Here is a 25616-nt window from a genome sequence, read left to right as displayed (position 1 = left end):
TAGAGGAAACACTCCTTCCCATTCCGAACAGGAAAGTTAAGCTCTATAGCGCCGATGGTACTGCATGGGTGACCGTGTGGGAGAGTAGGACGTTGCTAGGTATGGTGTGGCTCGATAGCTCAGTCGGTAGAGCAGAGGACTGAAAATCCTCGTGTCGCTGGTTCGATTCCTGCTCGAGCCACCATATATGGCGCTATAGCCAAGTGGTAAGGCAGAGGTCTGCAACACCTTCATCCCCAGTTCAAATCTGGGTGGCGCCTCCATAAAAAAAGTCTGTAAACAAAGTTTACAGACTTTTTTGTTTTTAAAATTATTCACAAAAATATCTCTTATATAACAACTTATCCACTAAATATATAAATGCTATTGTGAATAACTTGTATATTTGTGGATTAAATTTTATAGAAGTGAATTTTCACATAATACAAGTTGATTTGTTTTTTTATTATAGTTTGCATAACATCCTATTGGAAAAGTTAAATTAGGATAAGAATGTCCAAAAGGAACATTTAGTATTATAGGTATATTTAAAGGTACAAGTATATCTTTTATTATATCTAGGATATTAAAGCTATAATTATTATCATCAGTGCAATTAGTCATATGTCCTATAATAATAGCGTTACATTTATTAAGTTTAGATGAAAGTAATAATTGGGTTAATAATCTATCTATTACATAAGGTGGTTCGTTTACTTCTTCTAAAAGTAATATACTATTATCTAAATTAATCTCATATGGAGTACCTATAGATGAACATATCATTGATAAGTTTCCACCCATTAATTTACCGGAAAAATAATTATTATTAAATTTTATACAGTTAGAAAAATCGTAAATAAATCCTTTAGTAGGATTGAACAACATTCTTTTTAGATATGATAATGTTAAAATATCATCAAAGTTAGATTTTATCATTGGACCATGAAATGTTATTAGACCATTATTTGCAAAGTAATTTAATAATATAGTTATATCACTATATCCACAGAAGAATTTAGGATTATTTTTTATTATAGATATATCTATATAAGGAAGGGTACGAATAGATCCATATCCACCACGAAAGCATATAATTCCATCTATTGAATCATCTAAAAACATATCAGTTAATTCCTTTGCTCTATCTAGATCTGTTCCAGAAAAGTATCCATATTTATCATAAATGTGATGTCCTTTTACAATTTTAAGTCCTAGAGATTTAAATTTATTAATATAAGTATTTATAATTATATCTTCGCTACAAGAAGCTGGAGAAATAATACCAATTGTAGAATTAGTATTTAAAATTTTACCTTTTATCATAATATAAAATTCCTCCTATAAAAAATGAGCTTAATTTAAGCTCACTATTTATTAATAATATTTATATTATGATTTTAAAAAAAAGATGTTATCTAAACATATCATTTTTATATAATATCCAAGCGGCTATTGCACAAATAAATATAGTCATAAACATTATTATATAAAATCCAGATGGGTCATTTGGTGAAATTGGTAGCCATACATTCATACCAAATATACCACCTATTATAGTTGGTATAGCCATAAGTATAGTAACTGATGCTAATACTTTCATAACTATATTTAAGTTATTAGAAATAACTGAAGCAAAGAAATCCATTGTACTAGCAAGGATGTTGCTATAAATTTCTGTCATTTCTATTGCTTGTTTATTTTCTACTATTACATCTTCAAGCACATCTTTATCTGCTTCATATTTTTGAATTATATTTAGTTTAAGCATTTTTTCTAATGTTATTTCATTTGCTTTTAATGAAGTTGAAAAATAAACTAATGATTTCTCAAGTGAATGTAATTGAATAAGTTCTCTATTTTTCATTGATTTATGAAGCCTTTTTTCAATCATTAAGCTTTTTTTATCTATTTGTCTTAAATATAAAAGATAGTATGTTGATATTCTATTTAATATTTGAAGAATAAATCTTGATTTTTTAAATGTATAAAAAGATTTTATTCTCCCATTTATAAAATCAGTTAAAATTTTACTATTTTTAAGGCAAACTGTTATTAAATATTTATCTGTATGTATTATTGATAGTGGATATGTATCATAAGTTAAAGAATTATCCTCCATTTCTGTGAAGGGAATATCCACTATTATTGAAATAACATCATCTTCTATATCTATACGAGAGGTTTCTTCATCATCTAATGATGATTTTAGAAAATCTAAAGATATACCTGTCTTATTTGAGATTAAAATAAGCTCTTCATCAGATGGGGCTACTATATTTATCCAAGAACCTTGCTCTATGTTATCAAGCTGCTTGAGATTTTTATTATTATCATCTATTGTTTTAAATATTTGAATCATCTTAAAACCTCCATTAATATATAATTATATTATACTATTTAATTAATAAATATAAAATAAAGCTATAAATAAAAAGAAAAAATATATAGATACAATTATATTGCTAATTTTATTTTTAAAATTGAAGATAATCAAAGGATAATATAAAAACAATTAGATAAATAAAGATAAAACCTATTTAATACGATTAACAGGCTAATAATAAAAAAATTTGACTTATATTAATATGGAATAAAACTTGAATTACTAGTATAATCATTTCTATGTTTATAAATATTTGATTAAATCATGGGGGATTTAAATATGATGCATAAGGAAATAGTTGCCAAAAAGAAAGCTCCAGTAATAGGAATAGCATTATTTGTTATAACTTTTATGTTATATGCTCAAGAAGCTCTTAAAATTATTGATTTTAGTAGTAGGAAGACTTTGCTTTTATGTAAGTTAATAATAGCATTGATAGCAGTTTTAGTTATAATAAGGGAGTTTTTAAAATGCAAGGTTTCTTACAAATACGCTTTAATAGCGAACAAGCTTATAGTGAATAAGATTTTTTCTAATGATGAGAAAAATTTAACTAGTATAAAAATATCAGATATTGTTTATTTAGGCAAAAAAGGTAAACAACCCAAAAATATAGAGGCAAAACTTGTTGGCAGCTATGGATGTAATAAATTAAAATTTGAACAATGTTGTTGCATATATAAAGTTGATAATAATTACTATAAGTTTTATTTTCAACCTAGTGAATGTTTTATTAATAGAGTTAAAAGAAATATATTAAAATTAAGAGATAATAAATTACTTAAATAAAAAATACCCAAGAATTAGTTTCTTGGGTATTTTTTATTTAATATTAGATGTATAATTAAAAAATTCTGATTTTATTTCTGAAAGTAAGTTTTGATTTGTTAGTATATCAAAACCTGTACAAGCAAGTGCTAAACCAGATTTTTTATATTGATTAATAGCAAAATCTGAAATTGTACAGTTAGCAAAATCAGTTGTTCCATAAGCAATTTTTTCATCTTCAACTATTGATATATATGGATGTATTAAAGGTACTTTTTTACTTATAGATCCTAATGAAATTGCTGCATTTATATTTTTTGATGGACATATATTTATAATTCCACATTCCTTTAAGTTATGATTGTATAATCGATTTAAAGTTTTATTACTTACAAGTTCATCACTAGAAAATTGATATAATGAAGTTTTTACTTCAATATTTAATAATTTAGATATGAATTCTGCAATTTCTTTAATTTTATTTTCAACAAAACTTGCATGATTTATAGTTGAAGCTCTTATATAAAATTTACATTCTGATTCTTTTGGAACCAATAAAGGGGTATCCCCACCTTCTGATATTACAGAGTTAATTGTAATATCATTGCAGAAGCCTTTAGTAATAGAATTTAATATATTAAGAGTTAAAAGTATAGCATCTAATGATGTATAAGGTTTTGAATTTAGGAAACTCAATCCATCATGACCTGTAAATTTTACACTAAGTGGAATTACAGCTGAAGATGTACCACTTTCGCAAGTTGTAGTATCAGGATGAGAAACCATAACTACATCAACATCATCAAAGACACCTTGTTTTAGCATTACATCTTTTGTACCGCCTGCATACTCTCCAGGGCATCCTATAATTATAACAGTTCCATAATTTAATTTATTTATAATATGGCCTAATGAAATAGCTGCTATATATGATATTGTGCTTAAACCATTATGGGCTGTTATATGTCCTTTATCTTTAACAGCATCATATTCGCATATAAAGCATATTTTAGGGTGTCCTGAACCTTTTTTAGCATAAAAGGCTGTAGGAAAATCTAAATAATTATTTTCTACTGAAAAACCATGTTCTTTTAAAAGATTAGATATATATTTTGAAGAATTAGTTTCTTTATAGCTTTCTTCAGCATTATGATAAAGATATTTACATAAATCTGAAATTTCTTTATCATGAGTTGAAAGATAACTAATCATTTCTTGTTTCATAAAAGTGCCCTCCCGATAAATATTCTTTATTATTTTTACCTATATATAAAAAAATATTTATTTTTATATAAAGTATATAAAAATAAATAAATGGACAAACTCTAGATAAATAAATTTATGGATAAAGGAGAGATTTTTATGAAGGGATTAATTAATAAAAAAATAAAGGAAAATGTTTGTGCTGTGTGTGGAAATATTAGTGACAATGGTATAATGATAAAAGGCAATTTTATTTGCCCTTGCTGTGAGGAAGATATAGTAAATATTACTCCAGATGAATATAATTATGATTTTTATGTAAAAAAGATAAAAAGCATATTAAAATAAATTCAAAGAAAGAGGTAACGATATTGAAAAAAGGAAATTTTATTGTATTTGAAGGTGGAGAAGGTTCAGGAAAAAGTACAATGATTGATATGATATACGATTGGCTTGATGAAATGGGGTATAGTGTAATAAAGACTAGAGAACCAGGTGGAATAAGTATAGCAGAACAGATAAGAGAAGTTATACTTAATAAGCAAAATGTTAAGATGGATGGTAAAACAGAAGCTTTACTTTATGCGGCGGCAAGAAGACAGCATTTAGTAGAAAAAGTTATTCCAGCATTAGAAGATGGTAAAATAGTTTTGTGTGATAGATTTTTAGATTCATCTTTAGCTTATCAAGGATATGCTAGAGGCCTTGGAATGGATGAAGTTTATAGTATAAATAAGTTTGCTATAGGAGATTGTATGCCGGATGTATCAATTTTATTTGATATAAGCCCTGAGGTTGGATTAAATAGAATAAAGAAAAATTCTGATAGAGAAGTTAATAGATTAGATTTAGAAAAAATTGATTTTCATAATAAAGTTAGAGAAGGATATAATTTAATTTATAATAAAAGTAGTAAAAATAAATTTAAAATAAATGCTGAGCAAACAATTAATGAAGTTTTTGATGAAGTTAAAGATATCATATCTAATATGCTTAATAATGATTAAAATGGATATTACTTTGTGGTAAAATATAATTAAGGGTATTTAATTATTATGGAGGTTATTTATGAAGTTAGTTATAGCTATAGTAAATGATGATGATTCAGATGATTTGATTGATGTTTTAAATGAGAATAAGTTTGGAGTTACAAAACTTGCAACAACAGGTGGATTCTTAAAAGCTGGAAATACAACTTTAATTATTGGTGTAGAAAAAGAAAATTTAGATAAGGTTATAAGTATTATTAAAGATATTTGTAAGAAGAGAAAAGAAACAGTTACTACACCAGCACCTATTACAGGAAATGCAGGTTTATGTATGCAATATCCAATAGAAATACAAGTTGGGGGAGCTACTGTTTTTGTTGTTGATGTAGATAAATTTATAAAAATATGAGATAAGAATAAAAAGGAGAGGGTGTATTGAGTAGATTTGTAGGACACAATAAAATTATAAATGGCTTTATGAAGAGGGCTGAAAGCAATACACTGTCTCATGCTCATTTAATAGTAGGTAGAGATGGAATAGGTAAGAGTATCATATCTGATATTTTTGTATCTAAAATACTTAATAAGCCACTTGGAAAAGAACATGTAGATGCTATTTTCTATAAGAGTAAAAAATCATCAGTAGGGGTCTCAGAAGTAAGAGAAATTATAGAAGAAGTTAATAAAAGACCTTATGAAGGTAATAAAAAAGTAATTATAATATATAATTCAGAAAAGCTTACTATGCAAGCTCAAAATGCATTGCTTAAAACAATAGAGGAACCTCCTACAGGAGTTTTTATAATTATACTTTCAACAAATTTAGAAAGTATACTAGATACTATAAAATCAAGATGTCAGATATATAAGCTTACACCTCTTAATAATAATGAAATGATAGAATTTATTAATTTAAATTATAATTTAAGAGAAGAGGAAATCTTATCTATATTAGCTTATTCAGAAGGTATTCCAGGAAGGGCTTTAAGATTTTTAAATGATGAAAATCTTCAAAATCTTAGAACTCTTATATTAGATATGCTAAAAGATATAAATAATAATAATCCAGAAATAGTAATAAAATACGAGAAGGCATTTCAAGAATTTAAAGATGAAAAAGAAGAACTATTAAATATGATAGCTACTTTTATAAGAGATATAATTATTTATAAAGAATTGGGAAATAAGAGTATTATAGTAAATTCTGATAAGATTAATGATATAGAAGAACTTATAGAAATGATGTCATATAAAAAGTTAAATGGAATGCTAAAATATATAGAAGAAGCAAGAGATAATCTAAAGCATAATATTAGTTTTGCAATGAGCATTAGTGTTATGCTTATGGGATTTTTGGAGGTATAATTACATGGTAAAAGTAATTGGAGTAAGATTCAAAAAGGCTGGGAAAATATATTATTTTGATCCAAACAATTTAAATATAAATAAAGAAGACTATGTTATAGTAGAGACTGCTAGAGGTATTGAATTTGGTCAATGTGTTATTGGAATAAAGGAAATTAAAGAGGAAGATATAATATCACCTCTTAAGAGTGTTTTAAGAATTGCTGATGAAAATGATATAAAGAAACATGAGGAAAATAAAGCAAAAGAAAAAGAAGCACTAGAAATTTGCACAAAAAAGATATTAGAACATAATCTTGTTATGAAGTTAATTGATGTTGAATATACTTTTGATAATAATAAAGTTATATTTTATTTTACTGCAGATGGAAGAGTTGATTTTAGAGAATTAGTTAAAGATTTAGCTACTATATTTAAAACAAGAATAGAGTTAAGACAAATAGGGGTTAGAGATGAAGCTAAGATGATAGGTGGGCTTGGTCCTTGCGGAAGATCTCTTTGCTGTTCATCATTCTTAGGAGATTTTGCTTCAGTTTCAATAAAAATGGCTAAAGAGCAAAATCTATCATTAAATCCAACTAAAATATCAGGTATATGTGGAAGATTAATGTGTTGTTTAAACTATGAGCAAAGCACATATGAAAGCATAAGAAAAGAATTACCTAAGGTTGGCTCAATTGTAAAAACACCTGAAGGAACAGGAGAAGTAGTTCAAAATAATATTGTAAAAGAAAGTGTTAAAGTAAAATTAAAAAGAAAAGATGAAGAAGTCTTAGAAAACTTTAATATTACTGAGGTAGAACTTATAGAAGGGTCATACGAAGATTCTATTGATGAAAATGATATAAAATTAGTAGTAGATGATGAAGTAGATAAAAAACTAATAAAAGAACTAATAAAAGAAAAGTAGGAGGCTAGTATGAAAGCAGTACTTAAAGTTGCTGGAATTAAAAGTTCTACTGATGTAAGGAATGTACAAAGTGCAATATCAATTTGTGAAGGTGTAGTAGCGAGCGAAATATCATCAGATAAAAAGGAAATAACGATAATATTTAATAATAATTATATAAGCTTGGAGAATATAATAGATAATATAGAAAAATTCGGATATATAGTAATATAATTAACATATTCTAATTTTTATTAAAGTACTTTAAAATTTGTATAAAACATGATAAAATGATTATGGTGTAATTACCATAATTTTTTAGGAGGTGTTTTATATGGCATTTGTAATAAATGATACATGCATAAGCTGTGGAGCATGTGCAGCTGAATGTCCAGTTAATGCTATAAGCCAAGGAGATACTCAATTCGTAATAGATGCAGATACTTGTATCGATTGTGGAAATTGTGCTAACGTTTGTCCAGTAGGAGCACCAGTTCAAGAGTAATTTCATTGAAAAAAAGATCGTCTTTTGACGGTCTTTTTTTATTTGGTTGAGGGAAGTAATATTATTTTATTAAAATCGTTTATATTACTTTCGTTTATAGTAATTGAATTAGATTTATTTTTATATAAATCTTTTGATAATAGTAAAAATTCCTTTATACTTTCAAATAAAAATGATGAGCATGAAGTTTTGTAATTCATAGGGATTATTATTTTGGGATTTAAATCTTTTGCTATAATAAAAGCATCTTTACCAGATATATTTATATGACCACCTACGGGAATAAATAATATATCTATATCATTTAGTTTACTTAGAAGCTCTTTAGATGGAATTTCACCAATATAACCTAAATGACATAATTTTAGATTATCTATTTCATATGTATATATAGTATTTAAACCTCTTTTAGTTCCTTTTAAACTATCTGAAAAAGATTGGTAACCTATTATTTTCCCTATTTCTGTATTATAAGAACCAACACATGTTATTAGTTCTATATCCTTAGATATTTCAGGAAAAGAAGTTGAAAATTCACTGCTAACTGTAACAACATTAGGATTTAAGTATAATAAATCGCAACTATTAAATTTATTAAAAGGATCTATAAGAAGTCTTTTTCCTATAGAAGTTTTTATTAAAAAAGTTGAATTTTGAATCCAAGTAATTTCCATAAAAGAAACCTCCATAATATATAATTTATTATGCTCAAAATAAAAATATATAAACCTATTATCTTGAATGAATGTAAGAAAAGTATTAATATAATGTTACAAAGTCAAGGTAAGTAAAGAACAAAAGGTGTGAAGGTGAAATTATGGCAAGATTAACAGATATAATTGAAAAATTTATAAAAGAAATGATAAAGGAAGATGATAATAATAAAATTTTAATACAAAGAAATGAATTGGCAGATCAATTTAGATGTGCTCCATCTCAAATAAATTATGTATTAAGTACAAGATTTACTTATGAAAAAGGTTATGTTATAGAAAGTAGAAGAGGAGGCGGTGGATATATATCTATAAAAAAGGTAGAACATACTTGTCCTGTTAGTAGAAAAAAATTAATAAATGAATCTATTGGGGATAGTATAACATATCATAATACAGTAGCATTATTAGATAACTTATTAGAAACAGAAGTAATTAATAAAAAGGAATATAATATTATAAAAATAGCAGTTAATGATAAAACATTGAAAGATGTTGATAATAAAAATAAAGTAAGATCTGATATATTAAAAGGGATTATGATGGTAATACTTGAATAGGAGGGTTTTTTATGCTATGTGAGAGGTGTGGGAAAAATAAAGCAAACGTTAAGATTATAAAAAATCTTAATAATACTACTAAAGAATTATGGTTATGTAGTAAATGTGCTAAATTAGAATTTACATTAGATAACAATTACGATAAAGATATTGATAAGTTATTAAGAGGATTTGTAGAAAGTATTATACAAAATAAAAGTGAAAAGAAGAGAGATGAAGTTAAAAAAGTTAAGTGTGAAAATTGTGGCACGAATTATGATTATATTTCAAAGAATTGGAAATTTGGGTGTGAAAAGTGTTATAAATATTTTGGAAATAGTTTAAATGAAAAGCTTAGTAAAGATAATATAAAGAACAGACATTTTGGTAAATTTCCAGAGATAGAAGAATATATTTTAAATAATAAAAAGAGAATTATAAAGTTAAAGTGTGATTTGGAAGATTCGATTGCAATGGAAGATTATGAAGAAGCAGCAAATATAAGAGATAAAATAAAGGAGTTAGAAAATAATTTTAGAGAGGTTATTTTAAAGAATGAATAATTTTAATGATTTTGAAAATAATCAGTTAGTTGTAAAAAGTCATATAGAACTTTTTAGAAATATAAAGGGAAAGAAGTTTCCGAATAAATTAAGTATTGAAGATGGAAGAGAACTTTCAAAAAGTATATTAGAGAAATTATTAGAAGGTATTATAAATATTAAGCCAATAAATCTTTGGGAAGTAGATGATTTAGACTATTATAAAAATATTGGTCTTATAAATAATAATGTTATAAAAAATAAGGAATTTTCAAGTATAGCAATTAGCGATGAAAAAAATTTTACTATAATTATTAATGAAAATGAACATATTAGATTAAATTATGAAAAAAATGGTAATAATATAAAGGAAATATATAAATACTTAAATAAAATTGATAATTTATTAGAAAATAATTTTAGGTATGCCTTTGATGATAGATTAGGGTATCTTATGTCTGATTTATCTAACTTAGGCACAGGTCTCAAAATTTCAATAACATTACATTTACCTGTATTAACTAAGCTTAATAAAATCACTAACATAGCAAAACAACTAGAACTTAATGATTTATCTATAGAAGGACTATATGGAGAAATGGGATGTGCTTATGGAAATTTCTATAAAGTTTATAATAAATGGTGTTTAGGTTTAAGTGAAGAAGATATAATTACTAATTTAGAAAATAACATCATAAATATAATAAATGAGGAGTTTAAAGAGAGAAATAATATTTTTAAAAAGTCTAAAATTGAAATTGAAGATAAAATTTTTAGGGCTTATGGAATATTAAAGTATGCAAAGAAATTAAATTTTATAGAATGCTTAGAGTTATTATCGGATTTAAGACTAGGTGTAGAATGTAACATTTTAGAATTTGACTTAGATGATATAGAAAATTTAATTTTTTTAGTTAAAAGTTCAGTTATAAAATCTAAGATACACGATAATGTTAATGATGAAGTAATAGATATAGAGAGAGCTAATGTTGTTAGAAAACTTTTTGGGTAACTGGTATGGTATAAAGGGTAAGGAGGATAAAATGTATGAGTAATGGAAGGTTTAATGAAAGGACTCAGAATTTAATTTTAGAGGGGAAAAAAGAGTCTATTAATTTTAAGCATGGTTATGTTGGTACTGAGCACATATTACTTGGAATCTTAAAGGAAGGTGGATATGCAAGCATTCTACTTAACAAATACAATATAAGTTATGAAGATGTAAAGGGAAAAGTAGAAAGTTATTTAGGGTTTGGTGATGTAGATTTAATGATAGACGAGCTATTATTAACGCCAAGAACTAAGCATTTATTAGAAATTAGTGCTAAGGAAGCTCAAAATTTTAGTCATGCATATATAAATCCAGAACATATACTTTTAGCACTTCTTAAAGAGAATGATGGAGTTGCATATACTTTATTATCTCAATTTGATAATGATATGAGTTTAATAAAAAAAGATATAATTTCTTTTTTGGAAAATACGGGCGATGAACATATAAGTGAAGATAATAATGAAAATTTAAATAAAGATAATCCAGTTTTAAAAAAGTATAGTGTTAATATGACTAAATTAGCAAAAGAAGAGAAGTTTGATCCTTTAGTAGGGAGAGATAAGGAAATTCAAAGAGTACTTGAGATATTGTGTAGAAGAGCAAAAAATAATCCTTGTCTTATAGGTGAACCAGGAGTAGGAAAAACTGCAATAATAGAAGGTTTAGCACAAAAAATAATATATGGAAATATACCTGAAATACTTAAAGACAAACAAATATATTCTTTAGATATATCAAATATAATTGCTGGAGCTAAATACAGAGGAGAATTTGAAGAAAGATTAAAAAAAATAGTTGAAGAAGTTAAGGAAAATAAAAATATAATATTATTTATAGATGAAATTCATACAATTATAGGAGCTGGAGGAGCAGAAGGTGCTATTGATGCATCAAATATATTAAAACCCTTTTTAGCTAGAGGAGAAATTCAATGTATTGGTGCAACTACCACAGATGAATATAGAAAGCATATAGAAAAAGATTTAGCTTTAGAGAGAAGATTCCAACCAGTAACAGTTAGTGAACCTAATAAAGAGGAAACATTAAAGATTTTAAGAGGCCTTAAAGAAAAATATGAAACTCATCATAAAATTAAAATATCAGATGAAGCTTTAAAGGCAGCTGTTGAAATGTCTGAAAGGTATATAGTTGATAGATATATGCCAGATAAGGCAATAGACTTAATTGATGAGGCCGCAGCTAAAGTTAATATATCAAATCTTGAAATATCACCATATATAAAAGTTTTAAAAGAGAAAATAGAAAAATTAGAAATTGATAAAGAGGATGCTGTAAGAGTTCAAGATTTTGAAAAAGCAGCATCATTAAGAGATAAAGAAAAAAGTTTAAAAAATGAACTTGAAAAAAAATCAAATAATTTAAATGATAATAAGTATGTTGATGAGTTAATAGTTAATGCAGAAGATATTGCAAAAGTAGTATCAAGTTGGACCAATATACCAGTAGAAAAGCTAACTGAAAAAGAAAGTGAAAGGCTTCTTAAACTAGAGGATAGACTTCATAAAAGAGTTATTGGACAGAAGGAAGCTGTATCTGCTATAGCAAAAGCTATAAGAAGATCTAGGGTTGGACTTCAAGATCCAAATAGACCAATTGGCAGTTTTATATTTTTAGGACCTACAGGTGTTGGTAAAACAGAGCTTTGCAAAGCATTAGCTGAAGCTGTATATGGTGATCAAAATAATATGGTAAGAATAGATATGTCAGAGTATATGGAAAAACATGCTGTTTCTAAGCTTATAGGAGCACCTCCAGGATATGTAGGTTATGATGAAGGAGGTCAGCTTACAGAGGCTATAAGAAGAAATCCGTATTCAGTTGTTTTATTAGATGAGATAGAAAAAGCTCATAGTGATGTTTTTAATATTTTGTTGCAGATATTAGAGGATGGAAGACTTACTGATGGAAAAGGTAAACTTGTAAATTTTAAAAATACAATAATAATAATGACATCTAATATAGGAGCTCATAAAATAACAAAGCAAAGAAATGTAGGATTTTTAACATCTGTTTCACATGAAAGTGAATATAAATCTATGAAGGAAAATATATTAGATGATTTAAAGAAAAGTTTTAGACCTGAGTTTTTAAATAGAATAGATGACACAATAGTGTTTCATAAGTTAGAAAAAGATAACTTAAAAGATATATTAGATATAATGTTAAAAGATATAAAAATTAGATTAAATAAAAATAATATAGATATTATTTTTAATGATGATATAAAAGATTATTTACTAAGTAAATGTACAGTTAATGATTATGGTGCAAGGCCTTTTAGACGAGTAATAACAAAGGAAATTGAAGATAGGCTTAGTGAAGAAATTTTAATGGGAAATATAGAAAAAGGTAAAAATTTAGAAGCTTTTATAAAAGAAGAATGTATAAAATTTAAGTGTATAAGTTAACTTATAAAGGGAGTAGTTTTTAATACTCCCTTTAAATTTTATATTTTTATTTAAAATTAAATAATTATTAATTAAAAAATTTTATTGAAATATCTAATTATAAAGTGATATAATAAAATTATAGGATATACCCCTGGGGGGTAAGGAGGTAATTAAATTGGAAAAGGAAATAAAAAATATTGATTTAATTATAATTGGTGGAGGCCCAGCAGGGTTAACAGCAGCTATATATGCATCAAGAGCAAGATTAGATTTGCTTTTATTGGAAGACAAAATAGTTGGTGGTCAAGTAAGGAATAGTTATACTGTTGAAAATTATCCAGGATTTAAAAAAATATCTGGAGCTGAACTTGCAGATATAATGCAACAACAGGCAGAAGAATTAGGAACAAATATAGATGAGTTTGATATTATAGAAAATGTTAAGTTTAATGAAAATGAAAAAATTATAGAGACTGAAGAAGTTATATATAAACCGAAGGCAGTAATAATTGCAACAGGAGCATCACCAAGAAAATTACCTATAAAAAATGAAGAAAAATTTGCAGGCAAGGGTGTTCACTATTGTGCAGTATGTGATGGGGCTATGTATCAAGATAAAATTATTTCTATAGTCGGTGGAGGAAATACAGCTTTAGAAGAAGCGATATTCTTAACAAACTTTGCTAAGAAGGTATATATAATAAGAAGATATGATTACTTTAGAGGTGAAAAAGCTGTTTTAGAAGAAGTTGAAAAGAATGATAAAATAGAAATTCTTTATAATGAAGATTTAATATCAGTTGAAGGTAATGATTTTGTTGAAAAAGGAATAATTAAAAATACATTAACTGGTGAAGAAAAAGAAATAAAGATAGATGCTGTTTTTGGATCAATAGGCCATGAACCAATGATAAACCTATTTAAAGATTATATTAATCTTTCAAAAGGAAATTATATAATTACAGATGAAAATATGAGAACTAATATACCAGGAGTATATGCAGTTGGAGATGTTAGAGAGAAAGAATATAGACAAATAACAACTGCTGTTGCTGATGGAACTATAGCTGCATTAGAAGCAGAAAAATATATAAAGAAATTAGGAAAGTAAGGTGATTTGTAATGATAAAAATATATTCAACATCATGGTGTCCAGCTTGTATTAAGGCAAAGAAATACTTAGATATGAAAGGAATAGAATTTCAAGAAATTAATGTTGCAGATAAACATGAAGATAGAAATGAAGTTCAAGAAGTATCAGGTCAAAGAACAGTACCAGTATTAGATATTAATGGGAAAGTTATTGTTGGATTTGACAAAAAAGCTATAGATGAAGCTTTAAGGTAATATTTTATAAGTAAATATTCGGACATATTTATATATTTAATTTATAAAAGGTGAGTTTTTAGCTCACTTTTTTATTTTTTAAATTAAAAGTCACTATTAAAATTTTAATAGTGACTTTTTATATTAAACGTTAGATAATGCTTTATCAATTGCAGGCTTATCGAATCCAATTATAATAGTTCCGTTTATATCAAGAACAGGTACTCCCATTTGTTTTGATTTTTTAAGCATTTCTTCTCTAGCTTCCATATCATCTTGAACATTTAATGAAGTAAACTCTACTCCTTTTTTTGTTAAATAATCTTTAGCTTTTACACACCAAGGACATGAATTAGTTGTATATACTTTTACCATAATACTTCCTCCTTAATTAGACGATAATAATTATTAATTAAATATCTTTTTTAATAAATTGTACTCTATAAATCAATTAAATTCAAGTTGCTTAATATGTATAATGTGTAACAAATATTTTATAAATTTACTTTATTATATCTTCATTTTCTAAATTTGAATTTAATATAAGATTACTGTAATCTCCTTCTATTATATTATTGGAAAAAGTTTCACTTATATTTATTGGATTGTTATATTTTATAGTATTCTTTGGAATTATATTGGTGTTAATAAGTTTTGATTTATCAATCATTGTATCATCATCTCCTTTTAAATTGTATAATTATTATTTGTATAAAATAAATTTATTATGCTAAATAAAACATATTGTATAGTGGTCTAGACAACTATATATTAATTAGTTATAATTAATTAAGGAGGAATAAATATGATAGATAAAAATAGTCCAATTCCAGTTTATTTTCAATTAAAACAAGATATATTAGATAAGATTTCCGAAGGTTATTGGAAGGTTGGGGAATGCATTGATAGTGAAAGAGAGTTTTCTGAGCACTATGAAGTAAGCAGAATGACAGTAAGACAGGCATTAGGGGAATTAGTTCAAGAAGGAGTTTTAGTTAGAGAAAAAGGAAAAGGTACTTTTGTTTGTGAGCCAAAAGTAAAGCAACAAGATGTTATGAGTTTTACAGATATTATTGAGAGATCAGGTGGAAAACTTGAAACTGAGGTTCTAGAACTTAATATTATAGATACTCCTGATGATATGGTTGAGTTATTAAAAGACAACAAGGTTTATAGAATAAATAGAATAAGAAAAGTAAATGGCGAATGTATAGCTAATGAATTAGTACATATATCACCTAGAATATGTGGAGAATTAAATGAAGAAAAATTAAAAGGTTCTTTATTTAAGTTAATTGAAGAAAGAGGTCATTTTATAAATCATTCTGAATCATCAATAAAGGCAATTGTTATGGATGATTATTATAAAAAGCTTTTTGAGGTGGATAATATACTTCCATTAATAAGCACATTTGGAACAACATTAGATGAAAATAACAATGTTCTTTTTGTAGAAGAATCTATTTATAGATCAGATAAATATATATTACAAGTAAATATATCAAGGCGAGAGGGGAAATTGAAATGAAATTAATTATGGTCAAAAATTATGATGAAATGAGTAAAGTAGCAGCAGAGGTAATTCAAAAAGTAATAAGTGATAAACCAGATGCTGTATTAGGTCTTGCAACAGGTGGAACACCAGTTGGAATGTATAAGGAATTAATAAAAATGAATAAGGATGGAAAAATAGATTTTTCAAAAGTAACAACTGTTAATCTTGATGAATATATAGGTCTTTCTGGAACACATGAGCAAAGTTATAGACACTTTATGAATAGTAATCTTTTTGATCATATAAATATAAATAAGGCTAATACTTATGTACCAAATGGATTAGCTAAAGATATAGAAGAAGAGGGAAAAGCTTACGATAAAAAAATAGATGAGTTAGGTGGAACAGATATACAATTATTGGGTGTTGGAAATAATGGACATATAGCATTTAATGAACCAGATTCAGTTTTAATATCAGGAACTCATTTAACTGGATTAACAGAAAGCACAATAAAAGCTAATTCAAGATTTTTTGATTCTATGGAAGAGGTACCAAAAACAGCTATAACTATGGGGCTTGGTCAAATAATGAAATCAAAAAAAATTCTTTTAATAGCAAGTGGAGAAAGTAAGGCAGAAGCTATTAAAGAGTTATTTAGTGGAAAAATAACTACTGAATGTCCAGTTACAATGCTTAATATGCACAGTGATGTTACAGTTATTATAGATGAAGATGCAGCAAAACTTATAAAGTAAAAATTTAAATATATAACAGGCTGATACAAAGCATTTTAAAATGTTTTATATCAGCCTATTCTTTTTAAAAATTTTTATAAAATAAAATTAATTAATCAATAGTTTAACTTTACAATTGTATGTTATTATAATATAAGTGAAATGTAACGAAATTTCATAAAGTGAAAAATAGATTGAGGTGCTTTTATGGCTAAAATAAAATCAATGTTTATCTGTCAAGAATGTGGATATGAATCAGCAAAATGGCTTGGAAAATGTCCCTCTTGTAATGAATGGAATACTTTTGTTGAAGAAGTTAGAGATAATAAAGTTCAAATTAAAAATGATATAGTAAAAATTCTTAAGCCTGAGAACATGCCTAAAAGCATTAAAAATATAAAATCAGGTGAAAAGGAAAGATATGATACAGGAGTAAATGAATTAAACAGAGTTTTAGGTGGAGGTCTTGTAAAAGGTTCATTAACTTTAATATCAGGAGACCCTGGAATTGGTAAGTCAACGTTATTACTTCAAACAGCTAATAATATAGCTAAAAATTATGGTAAAGTACTTTATGTTTCAGGAGAAGAATCAGAAGAACAAATAAAAATAAGAGGAGATAGGTTAGGTGTAACCTGTGATGATTTATATATTGTTTCAGAAACTAACCTTGATACAATAGAAGTTTATATAGATGAATTAGAACCAAAGTTTGTAATAATAGATTCAATACAAACAATATACAAAGAAGGTGTTACATCAGCACCAGGAAGTGTGTCACAAGTAAAAGAATGTTCAAATCAAATGATGAGAATTGGTAAAAAGAAAAATATACCTTTATTTATAGTTGCACATGTTACAAAGCAAGGTGAGCTTGCAGGACCAAGGGTTCTTGAACATATGGTAGATACTGTTCTTTATTTCGAGGGTGAGAGAACAGAAGAATTTAGAATTTTAAGAACTATGAAAAATAGATTTGGAACAACAAGTGAAATTGGAGTTTTTGAAATGAGACAAGAAGGATTAGTTGAAGTATATGATCCATCTAGCATGTTCCTTGAAGATACAACATTTAATCAAGAAGGTTCTGTTGTAATTGGAATTATGGAAGGAACACGACCTATACTTGTTGAAATTCAAGCATTGGTTACAGAAACTAAGGCTGTTATGCCAAGAAGAACAGCTGTAGGTATTGATAATCAAAGATTAAGTTTAATACTTGCGGTTTTGGAGAAGAAGCTTAGAATACCATTTTATAATCATGATGTATATGTTAATGTAGTTGGAGGATTAAATTTAGATGGAACTACGTCTGATCTTGGCGTTGCAATTGCATTAATTTCAAGTATGAGGGGGAAAGGAATTAAACTTCCTAAGGTATTAGTTGTAGGTGAAGTGGGATTAACTGGTGAAATAAGACCTATAACATCAATAGATAGACTTGTAAATGAAGCAGAAAAGATGGGGTTTGAAAATACTATAATACCTAGTAGAAATAGAGATAAGGTTAATAATAAGACAATAAATATTATGTGTGTTAGCAATATAAAAGAAGCTATAAGTAAGATATTCTAGGAGAATAGGTGAGCGTATGAGGTTAGAAAGAGATGTTGAAATAAAAAACATATTGAAAATGATGTGTCCAGGAACTCAATTAAGAGAAGGGCTTGAAAATATATTAAGGGCAAAAACTGGAGGATTAATTGTTTTAGGTGATAATGAAGATGTCATGAATATAGTAGATGGAGGATTCACAATTCATTCAGAATATTCTCCTGCTTATGTATATGAATTGGCAAAAATGGATGGAGCTATAGTTTTAAGTGAAGATATAAAAAAGATTGTTTGTGCTAATGCACAATTAGTACCAAGTGCATCAATACCTACCTTTGAAACTGGAACAAGACATAGAACTGCCCAAAGAGTTGCTAGAGAAACTGGAAAGGTTGTTGTAGCAATATCTCAAAGGAGAAATATTATAACTGTTTATAAAGGCGATATAAAATATGTATTAAGAGAAAGTAGTGTAATTCTTGGTAGAGCAAATCAGGCAGTTCAAACCCTTGAAAAGTATGTTTCTGTATTAGAAAGAGTAATAAATAACTTAAATCTTTTAGAGTTTCAAGATTTAACAACACTTTTTGATGTAGTTACTGCAATTCAAAGAACAGAAATGGTAATGAGAATTGTTGAAGAAATAAGAATATATATTTTAGAGTTAGGTAATGAGGGAAGACTTATATCTATGCAATTAAATGAATTAATAAAGCATGTTGAAAGAGATGGGATATTTTTAATAAGAGATTATAGTGGTCCAGAAAAAGATCATAATGAAATATATGAAAATATTCAAAAGTTAACATCAGAAGAACTTATAGACTTAGAATCTATAGCAAAAACTTTAGGATATGGATATGCACCACTTGCTGATACTTTAATATCACCAAAAGGATATAGAATGCTAAGTAAGATACCTAGAATACCATCTAATGTTATTGATAACTTAATATCTCATTTTGAAAATTTTAATAATATATTAGAAGCTGACATAGATGATTTAGATAAGGTTGATGGTATTGGAGAAGCTAGAGCTAAAGCAATAAAAAACGGATTAAGAAGAATAAATGATCAAATATCATTAAAGGTAGAGTTATAAAAAAACGATATTCTATAGGGATAAATTATCTCTTGGAATATCGTTTTTTATATACTTGAACTTTTTATATAATTCATTACCTAAAATTAAACTTTCCTAAAGTAGTTATTTTATCATTTTCTTTTAAAAATATATCATATAGATTTATATCTAAAGTATTGCAAAGGGATGTAAGATAGAAAATATTGTTACCCATCTCACGTTCAATAACTTCACGACAATTATTACATAATTTACCTTCTAAATGATTTTTAAGACATTCAGAAATATTTTCTATTGAATAATCTTCGTTAACTAAACATTGTTTGCTTGCATTTATTTTTATACAACCACAATTTGTAACAGCTTTAATAATTGCTCTATTAACCCTAGAATTTGATTCAGTATATTTACTTAAAGTATCAAGGATGCTTTTATGTCTAAGTAAAGAATCGTTTACATTGTTTTGAAAATCATCAAAAATAATATCTTTCATTTGCTTCAACTCCTTGCTAATAGTTTATAAGTATAAATTAATTATAGAATTACAAGGTAATATTTGTCAATTAACAATTACGTATATAATTAACTTTAAGATAATAATATAACATCTTTTCAATAAAATATAGGGGGAATAAAATCAATGGAAATATGAGATGGTGGAGAGTTTCTTAAATTAAGAAATTTTTCATGAAAGAGAATCTTTTGGTATGTTATAATTAATAAGTAAATATAATTACAATTAATTGTATTTAACTAAGAATTTTATATAGAGATTTTGTTAATAATTAATAGGGAGGTGAAAAGATGTTAAAAAAAATAATTAGATACATTCTTACATTGATAGGATTGTTAATAGGATATATTGTAGGAGAAGCTGTTTTAAAAATCCAGGCTGTTCAAGGGTTTAAATATTTATCAGGAACAGGTGGAAAAGTAACATTTCTTATAGTTATTTCGGTATTATTTGCAATTATTTTATATTTAATATCTCCATCAATATATAGAGGGATTTTAAACGTTATTGATTATATAGAAAAAAATATGAAAAAATTTACTGTATTAGAAATAATATATGGAGCTATAGGAGCTGTAATAGCATTAGTTATAGTATTTTTTGTAGCAAGACCTTTAAATGATATTGGGGGACCTTTAGGACCAATACTTTATATTTTGGTAAATATATTATTTGCAATAATTGGTATGAGGATAATGGTTCAAAAAAAAGACGATATAAGCAATATGTTTTTAGCAATGAAAAAAGCAAATGTTAACAAAGAAAAAGCACCTAAAGATAAAAAAGGAAAAAATACAAGAGGTAAAGAAATACCAAAAGTATTAGATACATCAGTAATAATTGATGGAAGAATTTTTGATATTTGTCAAACTGGCTTTATAGAAGGTCCACTTGTTATTCCAAATTTTGTTTTAGATGAATTAAGACATATTTCAGACTCATCAGATTCTTTAAAAAGAACTAGAGGAAGAAGAGGATTAGACATATTAAATAAAATTCAAAAGGAGCTTGATATAGAAACTCAGATTTGGGAAGGAGATTTTCCAAAAATTGCTGAAGTTGATGCAAAGCTTTTAAAATTAGCACAAACTTTAGATGGTAAAGTAATAACAAATGATTATAATTTAAATAAAGTTGCAGAGGTTCAAGGTGTTCCAGTACTAAATATAAATGAACTTTCAAATGCTATAAAACCTGTTGTTATTCCTGGAGAAGAGATGACAGTTGAAGTTGTTAAGGATGGAAAAGAAGCAAGTCAAGGTGTTGCTTATTTAGATGATGGAACAATGATTGTTGTTGAAGGTGGTAAGAAATATATTGGAAAAACTATAGAGGTCATAGTTACTTCTGTATTACAAACTGCTGCTGGAAGAATGATATTTGCAAAACCTAAAGATAATTAAAGGAGATTTCTTTCAATGAACAGTGCAATTATATTAGCTGGAGGAAGAGGTAGAAGAATGGGTTCTGATATAAGTAAGCAATATATACTTATAAATAATAAACCAATTCTTTATTATACATTAAAAAAATTTATAAATAATGATAGTATAGATGAAGTTATTTTAGTTCTTCCTGAAGATGAAATAGAATACTGCAAAAGGGAAATATTAAAAAAATATAATTTAGAAGTTAACAAAATAGTATGTGGTGGAAAAGAAAGACAAGATTCAGTTTTAAATGGTTTAAGATCATTAGAAAATTGTGATATTGTTTTAATACATGATGGAGCAAGACCGTTTGTATCAGATAGAATAATAACAGAGGGAATAAATTTTGCAAAAGAGTTTAAAGCTGTGGCTCCGGGGGTTATGCCAAAAGATACTATTAAATTTAAAGATGATTATGGAATATCAGAACAAACTTTAAATAGAAAAAAACTTGTTGCAGTTCAAACACCTCAAATATTTGATTATAACTTAATATTATCTTGTCATGAAAAGGTTAAGCTTCAAAATATGGGTGTTACAGATGATACTATGGTTGTAGAAGCATTTGGAAATAAAGTTTTTCTTTATGATGGAGAGTATACAAATATTAAAATAACTACTCCAGAAGACCTTGTATTAGGGGAATATTTATCAAAGAATATTGAGTAATTAACTCTGTTGACAGTATATTTTTAAAAAGTTATAATTAAGTATAATTTTATACTAGTTAAAGGCTATGATGAAGAATAGTAGAAATCGCTAAGTTTTCAGAGAGAGAATCCTTAGGCTGAAAGATTCCAAAATAGATTTTGAACCAGCTTCTGAGTAATAGGCAAAAACTATCGGTTTAATACCGTTATCATTATTAAAGAAAAAATTTAGGTGGTACCGCGATAGTTAGTCGCCCTATTGTTAATAGGGTGGCTTTTTTATATTTTAAAGAAAATAATTAATTTATATAAATAGGAGGATAAAAATATGAGAATGTCTAATATGCTAATTGCAACTTTAAGAGAAGTTCCAGCAGAAGCAGAAATAGCAAGCCATCAATTAATGCTTAGAGCAGGATTAATAAGAAAAATGGCATCAGGAATATATAATCATTTACCATTAGGAGTAAAAGTTCTTAAAAAGGTAGAAGATATAGTTAGAGAAGAAATGGATAATGCTGGAGCGCAAGAACTTTTATGTTCAGCTGTAATACCAGCAGAATTATGGCAAGAGTCAGGTAGATGGGATGCTTACGGAGCAGAAATGTTTAGAGTTAAAGATAGAAATCAAAGAGATTTTTGTTTAGGACCAACTCACGAGGAAGTATTTACTAACATAGTTAAAAATGAAATAAAATCATATAAACAATTACCATTAAACTTATATCAAATTCAAACAAAGTATAGAGATGAAACTAGACCAAGATTTGGTGTTATGAGATCAAGAGAATTCATAATGAAAGATGCTTATAGTTTTGATAAAGATCAAGCAGGATTAGATATTGCATTTGATAAAATGCATGATGCTTATGTAAAAATATTTAATAGATGTGGATTAGATGCAAAATGTGTTGAAGCGGATTCAGGAGCAATTGGTGGCTCAAATTCAGCAGAATTTATGGTTAAATCAGAAGTTGGAGAAGATGATGTAGTATTCTGTACAGAATGTAATTATGCAGCAAACATAGAAAAAGCAGAAGCTAAAGCAGAAATAGCAGAACCTGAAGAATTAGTTGCAATGGAGAGAGTATCTACACCAGATAGTAGAACAATAGAAGAAGTATCAGAATTTTTAAAAGTATCTCCAAAGAAAACTGTTAAAACTTTAATATACAATGTAGATGGAAAATTAGTTGGAGTTTTAGTAAGAGGGGATAGAGAAGTTAATGAAGTAAAAGTTGCAAATGCAGCTAATGCATCAGCTGATATAGAATTAGCTTCACATGAAGAAGTGCTTAGAGCAACAGGTGCTGAAACAGGATTTGCAGGTCCAGTTGGATTAAAGGTAGATTTACTTTTAGTTGATGAAGAAGTAAGCAGAATGTACAATATGGTTACGGGAGCAAATGAAACTGGGTTCCATTTAACAGGAGTTAATTACGGAAGAGAATTTGAAGGAGTAGTTGGCGACTTTAGAAATGTAGAAGAAGGAGAAGTTTGTCCTAAGTGTGGCGGAAAGGTTACTATTGCAAGAGGTACTGAGGTAGGTCATATATTTAAACTAGGAACTAAATACTCAGAAGCTATGAATGCTAAATTTATAGATGAAGATGGAAAAGAAAAACCATTTATAATGGGATGCTATGGAATTGGAGTAACAAGAACTGTTGCATCAATAATAGAACAACATCATGATGAAAATGGTATAATATGGCCGTTAGAAGTTGCACCTTATCATGTTTCAGTTGTAGCAGTAAATTCAAAAGATGAAGATCAAATGAGAATTGCAACAGAAATATATGAAGAACTTAAGTCTATGGGTGTAGAAGCACTTTTAGATGACAGAAAAGAAAGAGCTGGAGTTAAGTTTAAGGATTCAGAACTTATGGGAATACCAATGAGAATAACTGTTGGTAAGAAGATAAGTGATGGAGAAGTTGAATTTAAATTAAGAACTGGCGGAGAAAATGAAACAATAAAAATAGAAGAAGCTAAAGATAGAGTAAGAGCAGAATTCGAAAAAAATAACCTAAAATAGTTAGGAGGCGTATAGAATGAGGCTTTACAACACATTAACAAATAAAAAAGAGGAGTTTGTACCAATAACTCCAGGAGAAGTTACTATGTATGTATGTGGACCTACAGTGTATAACTTTTTCCATATAGGTAATGGTAGAACTTTTATAGTTTTTGATACTATAAGAAGATATTTTGAGTATAGAGGCTATAAAGTAAAATTTGTTCAAAATTTTACAGACATAGACGATAAAATGATAAAAAGAGCTAATGAAGAAGGTTTAACTGTTAAAAAAGTTGGTGATAAGTATATTAAAGAATATTATACTGATGCTGATGCCTTAAATATAGAAAGAGCTACAGTAAATCCGAGAGCTACAGAGTATATTGGTCAAATAATAAAATTTGTTAAAGATTTAATAGATAAAGGATATGCTTATGAAGTTGATGGTGATGTGTACTTTAGCACTAAAAAGTTTGAAGGATACGGTAAACTGTCAGGTCAAAATTTAGATGAATTGCAAGCTGGTGCAAGAATAAATGTTGATGAAAGAAAGAAAGATCCTATGGATTTTGCTATATGGAAGGCAAAGAAAGAAGGAGAACCAGCATGGAAATGTCCTTGGGGCGAAGGAAGACCAGGATGGCATATTGAATGTTCATGCATGGCAAAGAATATCTTAGGGGAAACAATAGATATTCATGCAGGTGGAATGGATTTAGCATTCCCGCATCATGAAAATGAAATAGCGCAAAGTGAAGCATTAACAGGAAAGCCATTTGCCCATTATTGGTTGCATTCAGCTTATGTTAATGTAAATAATAAAAAAATGTCTAAGTCACTAAATAATTTCTTTACAGCAAGAGATGTATTAAAAGAATATGATGCTGATGTAATAAGATTCTTAATGTTATCATGTCATTATAGAATTCAATTAAATTACAGCACTGATCTTTTAGATTCAGCAAAAGCATCAGTTGCAAGACTTTATAATGCAATAGGAAATCTTGAAAATCTTATAGATGAAGTTTCAAGAGATAAGATGAACGAAGAAGAGAAGAAGTATCTTGAGAGTTTAAATAAATATAGAGAAAAATATATTGAAAAAATGGATGATGATTTCAACACTTCAGATGCAATAACTGCAATATTTGATTTAGTAAAAGATATAAATACAAATATAAATGGAGAGTCATCAAAAGAATTAGCTCAAGGTGCATTAGCGCTAATAAGAGAACTTGGTGCACCACTTGGAATACTTCAGAAATCAACTAAGGTAGATTTAGCTGATGAAGCAGAAGAAATAGAAGGATTAATACAACAAAGACAAGAAGCTAGAAAAAATAGAGATTTTGCCCTTGCAGATAAGATAAGAGATGACTTAAAAGCAAGAGGAATTGTGTTAGAAGATACTCCACAAGGAGTTAGATGGAAAAAGGTAGACTAATTTAAAAGGGCTGTGCGTT

General features: G+C 27.2%; 29 protein-coding genes, 2 tRNA genes, 1 rRNA gene and 1 other annotated feature. Of the genes, 25 read left to right on the top strand and 7 right to left on the bottom strand.

Going from position 1 to position 25616, the window contains the following annotated elements; translation table 11 throughout:
* The 3 genes from rrf to AC4FQW_RS10480 form a co-directional block, all read left to right on the top strand.
* A 5S ribosomal RNA gene (rrf, locus tag AC4FQW_RS10490) occupies positions 1-101 on the top strand; the annotation flags it as partial.
* A 7-nt stretch (positions 102-108) separates the two neighbouring features.
* Positions 109-184, top strand: a tRNA-Phe gene (locus tag AC4FQW_RS10485).
* A gap of 5 nt (positions 185-189) precedes the next feature.
* Positions 190-263, top strand: a tRNA-Cys gene (locus AC4FQW_RS10480).
* A 136-nt stretch (positions 264-399) separates the two neighbouring features.
* On the opposite strand, the gene AC4FQW_RS10475 is transcribed toward AC4FQW_RS10480, so the two are convergent.
* Both AC4FQW_RS10475 and AC4FQW_RS10470 read right to left on the bottom strand, forming a co-directional pair.
* Positions 400-1305 (bottom strand): S66 peptidase family protein, encoded by a 906-nt coding sequence (locus AC4FQW_RS10475; RefSeq protein WP_491148962.1) that lies wholly within the window; start codon positions 1303-1305, stop codon positions 400-402.
* An 88-nt stretch (positions 1306-1393) separates the two neighbouring features.
* Positions 1394-2341, bottom strand: a complete 948-nt coding sequence (locus AC4FQW_RS10470) for a magnesium transporter CorA family protein (RefSeq protein WP_303130017.1) — start codon at positions 2339-2341, stop codon at positions 1394-1396.
* Positions 2342-2644: 303 nt separating this feature from the next.
* Here AC4FQW_RS10470 and AC4FQW_RS10465 point away from each other — a divergent pair, with 303 nt between their 5' ends.
* The gene (locus tag AC4FQW_RS10465) at positions 2645-3154 is read left to right on the top strand and encodes a hypothetical protein (RefSeq protein ID WP_303130020.1); all 510 of its coding nucleotides are present in this window, start codon (positions 2645-2647) and stop codon (positions 3152-3154) included.
* A gap of 33 nt (positions 3155-3187) precedes the next feature.
* On the opposite strand, the gene AC4FQW_RS10460 is transcribed toward AC4FQW_RS10465, so the two are convergent.
* Positions 3188-4357 (bottom strand): zinc-binding metallopeptidase family protein, encoded by a 1170-nt coding sequence (locus AC4FQW_RS10460; protein ID WP_491148959.1) that lies wholly within the window; start codon positions 4355-4357, stop codon positions 3188-3190.
* Between the two features lie 138 nt (positions 4358-4495).
* On the opposite strand from AC4FQW_RS10460, the gene AC4FQW_RS10455 reads away from it, so the two are divergent.
* From AC4FQW_RS10455 to fdxA, 7 genes are all read left to right on the top strand, one after another.
* Complete coding sequence (locus tag AC4FQW_RS10455; protein ID WP_303130024.1) at positions 4496-4684, top strand: sigma factor G inhibitor Gin; 189 nt, start codon at positions 4496-4498, stop codon at positions 4682-4684.
* A 23-nt stretch (positions 4685-4707) separates the two neighbouring features.
* Positions 4708-5343, top strand: a complete 636-nt coding sequence (tmk, locus tag AC4FQW_RS10450; RefSeq protein ID WP_303130027.1) for a dTMP kinase — start codon at positions 4708-4710, stop codon at positions 5341-5343.
* A gap of 61 nt (positions 5344-5404) precedes the next feature.
* On the top strand, positions 5405-5734 hold the full coding sequence (gene darA, locus AC4FQW_RS10445) for a cyclic di-AMP receptor DarA (protein ID WP_491148957.1): 330 nt from the start codon (positions 5405-5407) through the stop codon (positions 5732-5734).
* Positions 5735-5760: 26 nt separating this feature from the next.
* Complete coding sequence (locus tag AC4FQW_RS10440) at positions 5761-6690, top strand: DNA polymerase III subunit delta' (RefSeq protein WP_491148955.1); 930 nt, start codon at positions 5761-5763, stop codon at positions 6688-6690.
* A gap of 4 nt (positions 6691-6694) precedes the next feature.
* Positions 6695-7600, top strand: coding sequence for a PSP1 domain-containing protein (locus AC4FQW_RS10435; protein ID WP_303130033.1), 906 nt, complete (start codon positions 6695-6697; stop codon positions 7598-7600).
* Between the two features lie 9 nt (positions 7601-7609).
* Complete coding sequence (locus AC4FQW_RS10430; protein ID WP_303130035.1) at positions 7610-7813, top strand: heavy-metal-associated domain-containing protein; 204 nt, start codon at positions 7610-7612, stop codon at positions 7811-7813.
* 100 nt (positions 7814-7913) lie between these two features.
* Positions 7914-8084, top strand: coding sequence for a 4Fe-4S ferredoxin (gene fdxA / locus AC4FQW_RS10425; RefSeq protein ID WP_024615902.1), 171 nt, complete (start codon positions 7914-7916; stop codon positions 8082-8084).
* 38 nt (positions 8085-8122) lie between these two features.
* Here fdxA and AC4FQW_RS10420 read toward each other — a convergent pair whose 3' ends face one another.
* A complete protein-coding gene (locus tag AC4FQW_RS10420) occupies positions 8123-8758 on the bottom strand; it encodes an MBL fold metallo-hydrolase (protein WP_491148953.1) in 636 nt (211 codons plus the stop codon).
* 143 nt (positions 8759-8901) lie between these two features.
* Between AC4FQW_RS10420 and AC4FQW_RS10415 the strand changes: the two genes are divergently transcribed.
* The 6 genes from AC4FQW_RS10415 to AC4FQW_RS10390 all read left to right on the top strand — a co-directional run bounded on the left by AC4FQW_RS10415 (position 8902) and on the right by AC4FQW_RS10390 (position 14690).
* Positions 8902-9357 (top strand): CtsR family transcriptional regulator, encoded by a 456-nt coding sequence (locus AC4FQW_RS10415; protein ID WP_303130039.1) that lies wholly within the window; start codon positions 8902-8904, stop codon positions 9355-9357.
* 11 nt (positions 9358-9368) lie between these two features.
* Positions 9369-9899 (top strand): UvrB/UvrC motif-containing protein, encoded by a 531-nt coding sequence (locus AC4FQW_RS10410; RefSeq protein WP_491148951.1) that lies wholly within the window; start codon positions 9369-9371, stop codon positions 9897-9899.
* On the top strand, positions 9892-10890 hold the full coding sequence (locus tag AC4FQW_RS10405) for an ATP--guanido phosphotransferase (RefSeq protein WP_491148950.1): 999 nt from the start codon (positions 9892-9894) through the stop codon (positions 10888-10890). Before AC4FQW_RS10410 ends, AC4FQW_RS10405 begins: the two co-directional genes overlap by 8 nt.
* Positions 10891-10925: 35 nt before the next feature.
* Positions 10926-13361 carry an ATP-dependent Clp protease ATP-binding subunit gene (locus AC4FQW_RS10400; RefSeq protein WP_491148949.1) on the top strand — a complete coding sequence of 812 codons (2436 nt, stop codon included), beginning with the start codon at positions 10926-10928 and terminating at the stop codon, positions 13359-13361.
* Positions 13362-13518: 157 nt separating this feature from the next.
* The gene (gene trxB / locus AC4FQW_RS10395) at positions 13519-14454 is read left to right on the top strand and encodes a thioredoxin-disulfide reductase (protein ID WP_303130044.1); all 936 of its coding nucleotides are present in this window, start codon (positions 13519-13521) and stop codon (positions 14452-14454) included.
* Between the two features lie 11 nt (positions 14455-14465).
* Positions 14466-14690: a glutaredoxin family protein gene (locus tag AC4FQW_RS10390; protein ID WP_491148947.1), complete on the top strand. Its 225-nt coding sequence runs from the start codon at positions 14466-14468 to the stop codon at positions 14688-14690.
* Positions 14691-14813: 123 nt separating this feature from the next.
* Here the strand turns inward: AC4FQW_RS10390 and AC4FQW_RS10385 are convergent, their stop codons facing one another.
* Positions 14814-15044: a glutaredoxin family protein gene (locus AC4FQW_RS10385; protein ID WP_303130048.1), complete on the bottom strand. Its 231-nt coding sequence runs from the start codon at positions 15042-15044 to the stop codon at positions 14814-14816.
* A 127-nt stretch (positions 15045-15171) separates the two neighbouring features.
* Positions 15172-15339 carry a hypothetical protein gene (locus AC4FQW_RS10380; protein WP_303130050.1) on the bottom strand — a complete coding sequence of 56 codons (168 nt, stop codon included), beginning with the start codon at positions 15337-15339 and terminating at the stop codon, positions 15172-15174.
* 135 nt (positions 15340-15474) lie between these two features.
* On the opposite strand from AC4FQW_RS10380, the gene AC4FQW_RS10375 reads away from it, so the two are divergent.
* The 4 genes from AC4FQW_RS10375 to disA all read left to right on the top strand — a co-directional run bounded on the left by AC4FQW_RS10375 (position 15475) and on the right by disA (position 19557).
* On the top strand, positions 15475-16197 hold the full coding sequence (locus tag AC4FQW_RS10375) for a GntR family transcriptional regulator (protein WP_491148946.1): 723 nt from the start codon (positions 15475-15477) through the stop codon (positions 16195-16197).
* Entirely contained in the window at positions 16194-16922 is a 729-nt protein-coding gene (gene nagB / locus AC4FQW_RS10370) for a glucosamine-6-phosphate deaminase (protein WP_491148945.1), read from the top strand. Before AC4FQW_RS10375 ends, nagB begins: the two co-directional genes overlap by 4 nt.
* A gap of 186 nt (positions 16923-17108) precedes the next feature.
* On the top strand, positions 17109-18476 hold the full coding sequence (gene radA, locus AC4FQW_RS10365; RefSeq protein ID WP_491148943.1) for a DNA repair protein RadA: 1368 nt from the start codon (positions 17109-17111) through the stop codon (positions 18474-18476).
* 16 nt (positions 18477-18492) lie between these two features.
* The gene (gene disA, locus AC4FQW_RS10360) at positions 18493-19557 is read left to right on the top strand and encodes a DNA integrity scanning diadenylate cyclase DisA (RefSeq protein ID WP_303130057.1); all 1065 of its coding nucleotides are present in this window, start codon (positions 18493-18495) and stop codon (positions 19555-19557) included.
* 76 nt (positions 19558-19633) lie between these two features.
* Here the strand turns inward: disA and AC4FQW_RS10355 are convergent, their stop codons facing one another.
* The gene (locus AC4FQW_RS10355; protein WP_303130059.1) at positions 19634-20032 is read right to left on the bottom strand and encodes a nucleoside triphosphate pyrophosphohydrolase family protein; all 399 of its coding nucleotides are present in this window, start codon (positions 20030-20032) and stop codon (positions 19634-19636) included.
* Between the two features lie 311 nt (positions 20033-20343).
* On the opposite strand from AC4FQW_RS10355, the gene AC4FQW_RS10350 reads away from it, so the two are divergent.
* From AC4FQW_RS10350 to cysS, 4 genes are all read left to right on the top strand, one after another.
* Positions 20344-21456 (top strand): PIN/TRAM domain-containing protein, encoded by a 1113-nt coding sequence (locus AC4FQW_RS10350; RefSeq protein WP_491148941.1) that lies wholly within the window; start codon positions 20344-20346, stop codon positions 21454-21456.
* Between the two features lie 15 nt (positions 21457-21471).
* Positions 21472-22152 (top strand): 2-C-methyl-D-erythritol 4-phosphate cytidylyltransferase, encoded by a 681-nt coding sequence (ispD, locus tag AC4FQW_RS10345; RefSeq protein ID WP_491148939.1) that lies wholly within the window; start codon positions 21472-21474, stop codon positions 22150-22152.
* 58 nt (positions 22153-22210) lie between these two features.
* Positions 22211-22395: a binding site (T-box leader), on the top strand.
* Positions 22396-22461: 66 nt separating this feature from the next.
* Positions 22462-24171 carry a proline--tRNA ligase gene (locus tag AC4FQW_RS10340; protein WP_491148937.1) on the top strand — a complete coding sequence of 570 codons (1710 nt, stop codon included), beginning with the start codon at positions 22462-22464 and terminating at the stop codon, positions 24169-24171.
* Positions 24172-24187: 16 nt separating this feature from the next.
* On the top strand, positions 24188-25597 hold the full coding sequence (gene cysS, locus AC4FQW_RS10335; RefSeq protein ID WP_491148936.1) for a cysteine--tRNA ligase: 1410 nt from the start codon (positions 24188-24190) through the stop codon (positions 25595-25597).
* Positions 25598-25616: the final 19 nt, after the last annotated feature.

The organism is Clostridium sp. TJA085, from assembly GCF_058310235.1.
Note: the sequence above shows the minus strand (reverse complement) of the source record. Positions and strands in the feature narration are given on the sequence as shown.

Coding starts and splice junctions, on each gene's coding strand:
- AC4FQW_RS10475 (WP_491148962.1), bottom strand. CDS start 1,305: ATGATAAAAGGTAAAATTTTAAATACTAATTCTACAATTGGTATTATT.
- AC4FQW_RS10470 (WP_303130017.1), bottom strand. CDS start 2,341: ATGATTCAAATATTTAAAACAATAGATGATAATAATAAAAATCTCAAG.
- AC4FQW_RS10465 (WP_303130020.1), top strand. CDS start 2,645: ATGATGCATAAGGAAATAGTTGCCAAAAAGAAAGCTCCAGTAATAGGA.
- AC4FQW_RS10460 (WP_491148959.1), bottom strand. CDS start 4,357: ATGAAACAAGAAATGATTAGTTATCTTTCAACTCATGATAAAGAAATT.
- AC4FQW_RS10455 (WP_303130024.1), top strand. CDS start 4,496: ATGAAGGGATTAATTAATAAAAAAATAAAGGAAAATGTTTGTGCTGTG.
- darA (WP_491148957.1), top strand. CDS start 5,405: ATGAAGTTAGTTATAGCTATAGTAAATGATGATGATTCAGATGATTTG.
- AC4FQW_RS10435 (WP_303130033.1), top strand. CDS start 6,695: ATGGTAAAAGTAATTGGAGTAAGATTCAAAAAGGCTGGGAAAATATAT.
- AC4FQW_RS10430 (WP_303130035.1), top strand. CDS start 7,610: ATGAAAGCAGTACTTAAAGTTGCTGGAATTAAAAGTTCTACTGATGTA.
- fdxA (WP_024615902.1), top strand. CDS start 7,914: ATGGCATTTGTAATAAATGATACATGCATAAGCTGTGGAGCATGTGCA.
- AC4FQW_RS10420 (WP_491148953.1), bottom strand. CDS start 8,758: ATGGAAATTACTTGGATTCAAAATTCAACTTTTTTAATAAAAACTTCT.
- AC4FQW_RS10415 (WP_303130039.1), top strand. CDS start 8,902: ATGGCAAGATTAACAGATATAATTGAAAAATTTATAAAAGAAATGATA.
- AC4FQW_RS10410 (WP_491148951.1), top strand. CDS start 9,369: ATGCTATGTGAGAGGTGTGGGAAAAATAAAGCAAACGTTAAGATTATA.
- AC4FQW_RS10405 (WP_491148950.1), top strand. CDS start 9,892: ATGAATAATTTTAATGATTTTGAAAATAATCAGTTAGTTGTAAAAAGT.
- AC4FQW_RS10400 (WP_491148949.1), top strand. CDS start 10,926: ATGAGTAATGGAAGGTTTAATGAAAGGACTCAGAATTTAATTTTAGAG.
- AC4FQW_RS10390 (WP_491148947.1), top strand. CDS start 14,466: ATGATAAAAATATATTCAACATCATGGTGTCCAGCTTGTATTAAGGCA.
- AC4FQW_RS10385 (WP_303130048.1), bottom strand. CDS start 15,044: ATGGTAAAAGTATATACAACTAATTCATGTCCTTGGTGTGTAAAAGCT.
- AC4FQW_RS10380 (WP_303130050.1), bottom strand. CDS start 15,339: ATGATTGATAAATCAAAACTTATTAACACCAATATAATTCCAAAGAAT.
- AC4FQW_RS10375 (WP_491148946.1), top strand. CDS start 15,475: ATGATAGATAAAAATAGTCCAATTCCAGTTTATTTTCAATTAAAACAA.
- nagB (WP_491148945.1), top strand. CDS start 16,194: ATGAAATTAATTATGGTCAAAAATTATGATGAAATGAGTAAAGTAGCA.
- radA (WP_491148943.1), top strand. CDS start 17,109: ATGGCTAAAATAAAATCAATGTTTATCTGTCAAGAATGTGGATATGAA.
- disA (WP_303130057.1), top strand. CDS start 18,493: ATGAGGTTAGAAAGAGATGTTGAAATAAAAAACATATTGAAAATGATG.
- AC4FQW_RS10355 (WP_303130059.1), bottom strand. CDS start 20,032: ATGAAAGATATTATTTTTGATGATTTTCAAAACAATGTAAACGATTCT.
- AC4FQW_RS10350 (WP_491148941.1), top strand. CDS start 20,344: ATGTTAAAAAAAATAATTAGATACATTCTTACATTGATAGGATTGTTA.
- ispD (WP_491148939.1), top strand. CDS start 21,472: ATGAACAGTGCAATTATATTAGCTGGAGGAAGAGGTAGAAGAATGGGT.
- AC4FQW_RS10340 (WP_491148937.1), top strand. CDS start 22,462: ATGAGAATGTCTAATATGCTAATTGCAACTTTAAGAGAAGTTCCAGCA.
- cysS (WP_491148936.1), top strand. CDS start 24,188: ATGAGGCTTTACAACACATTAACAAATAAAAAAGAGGAGTTTGTACCA.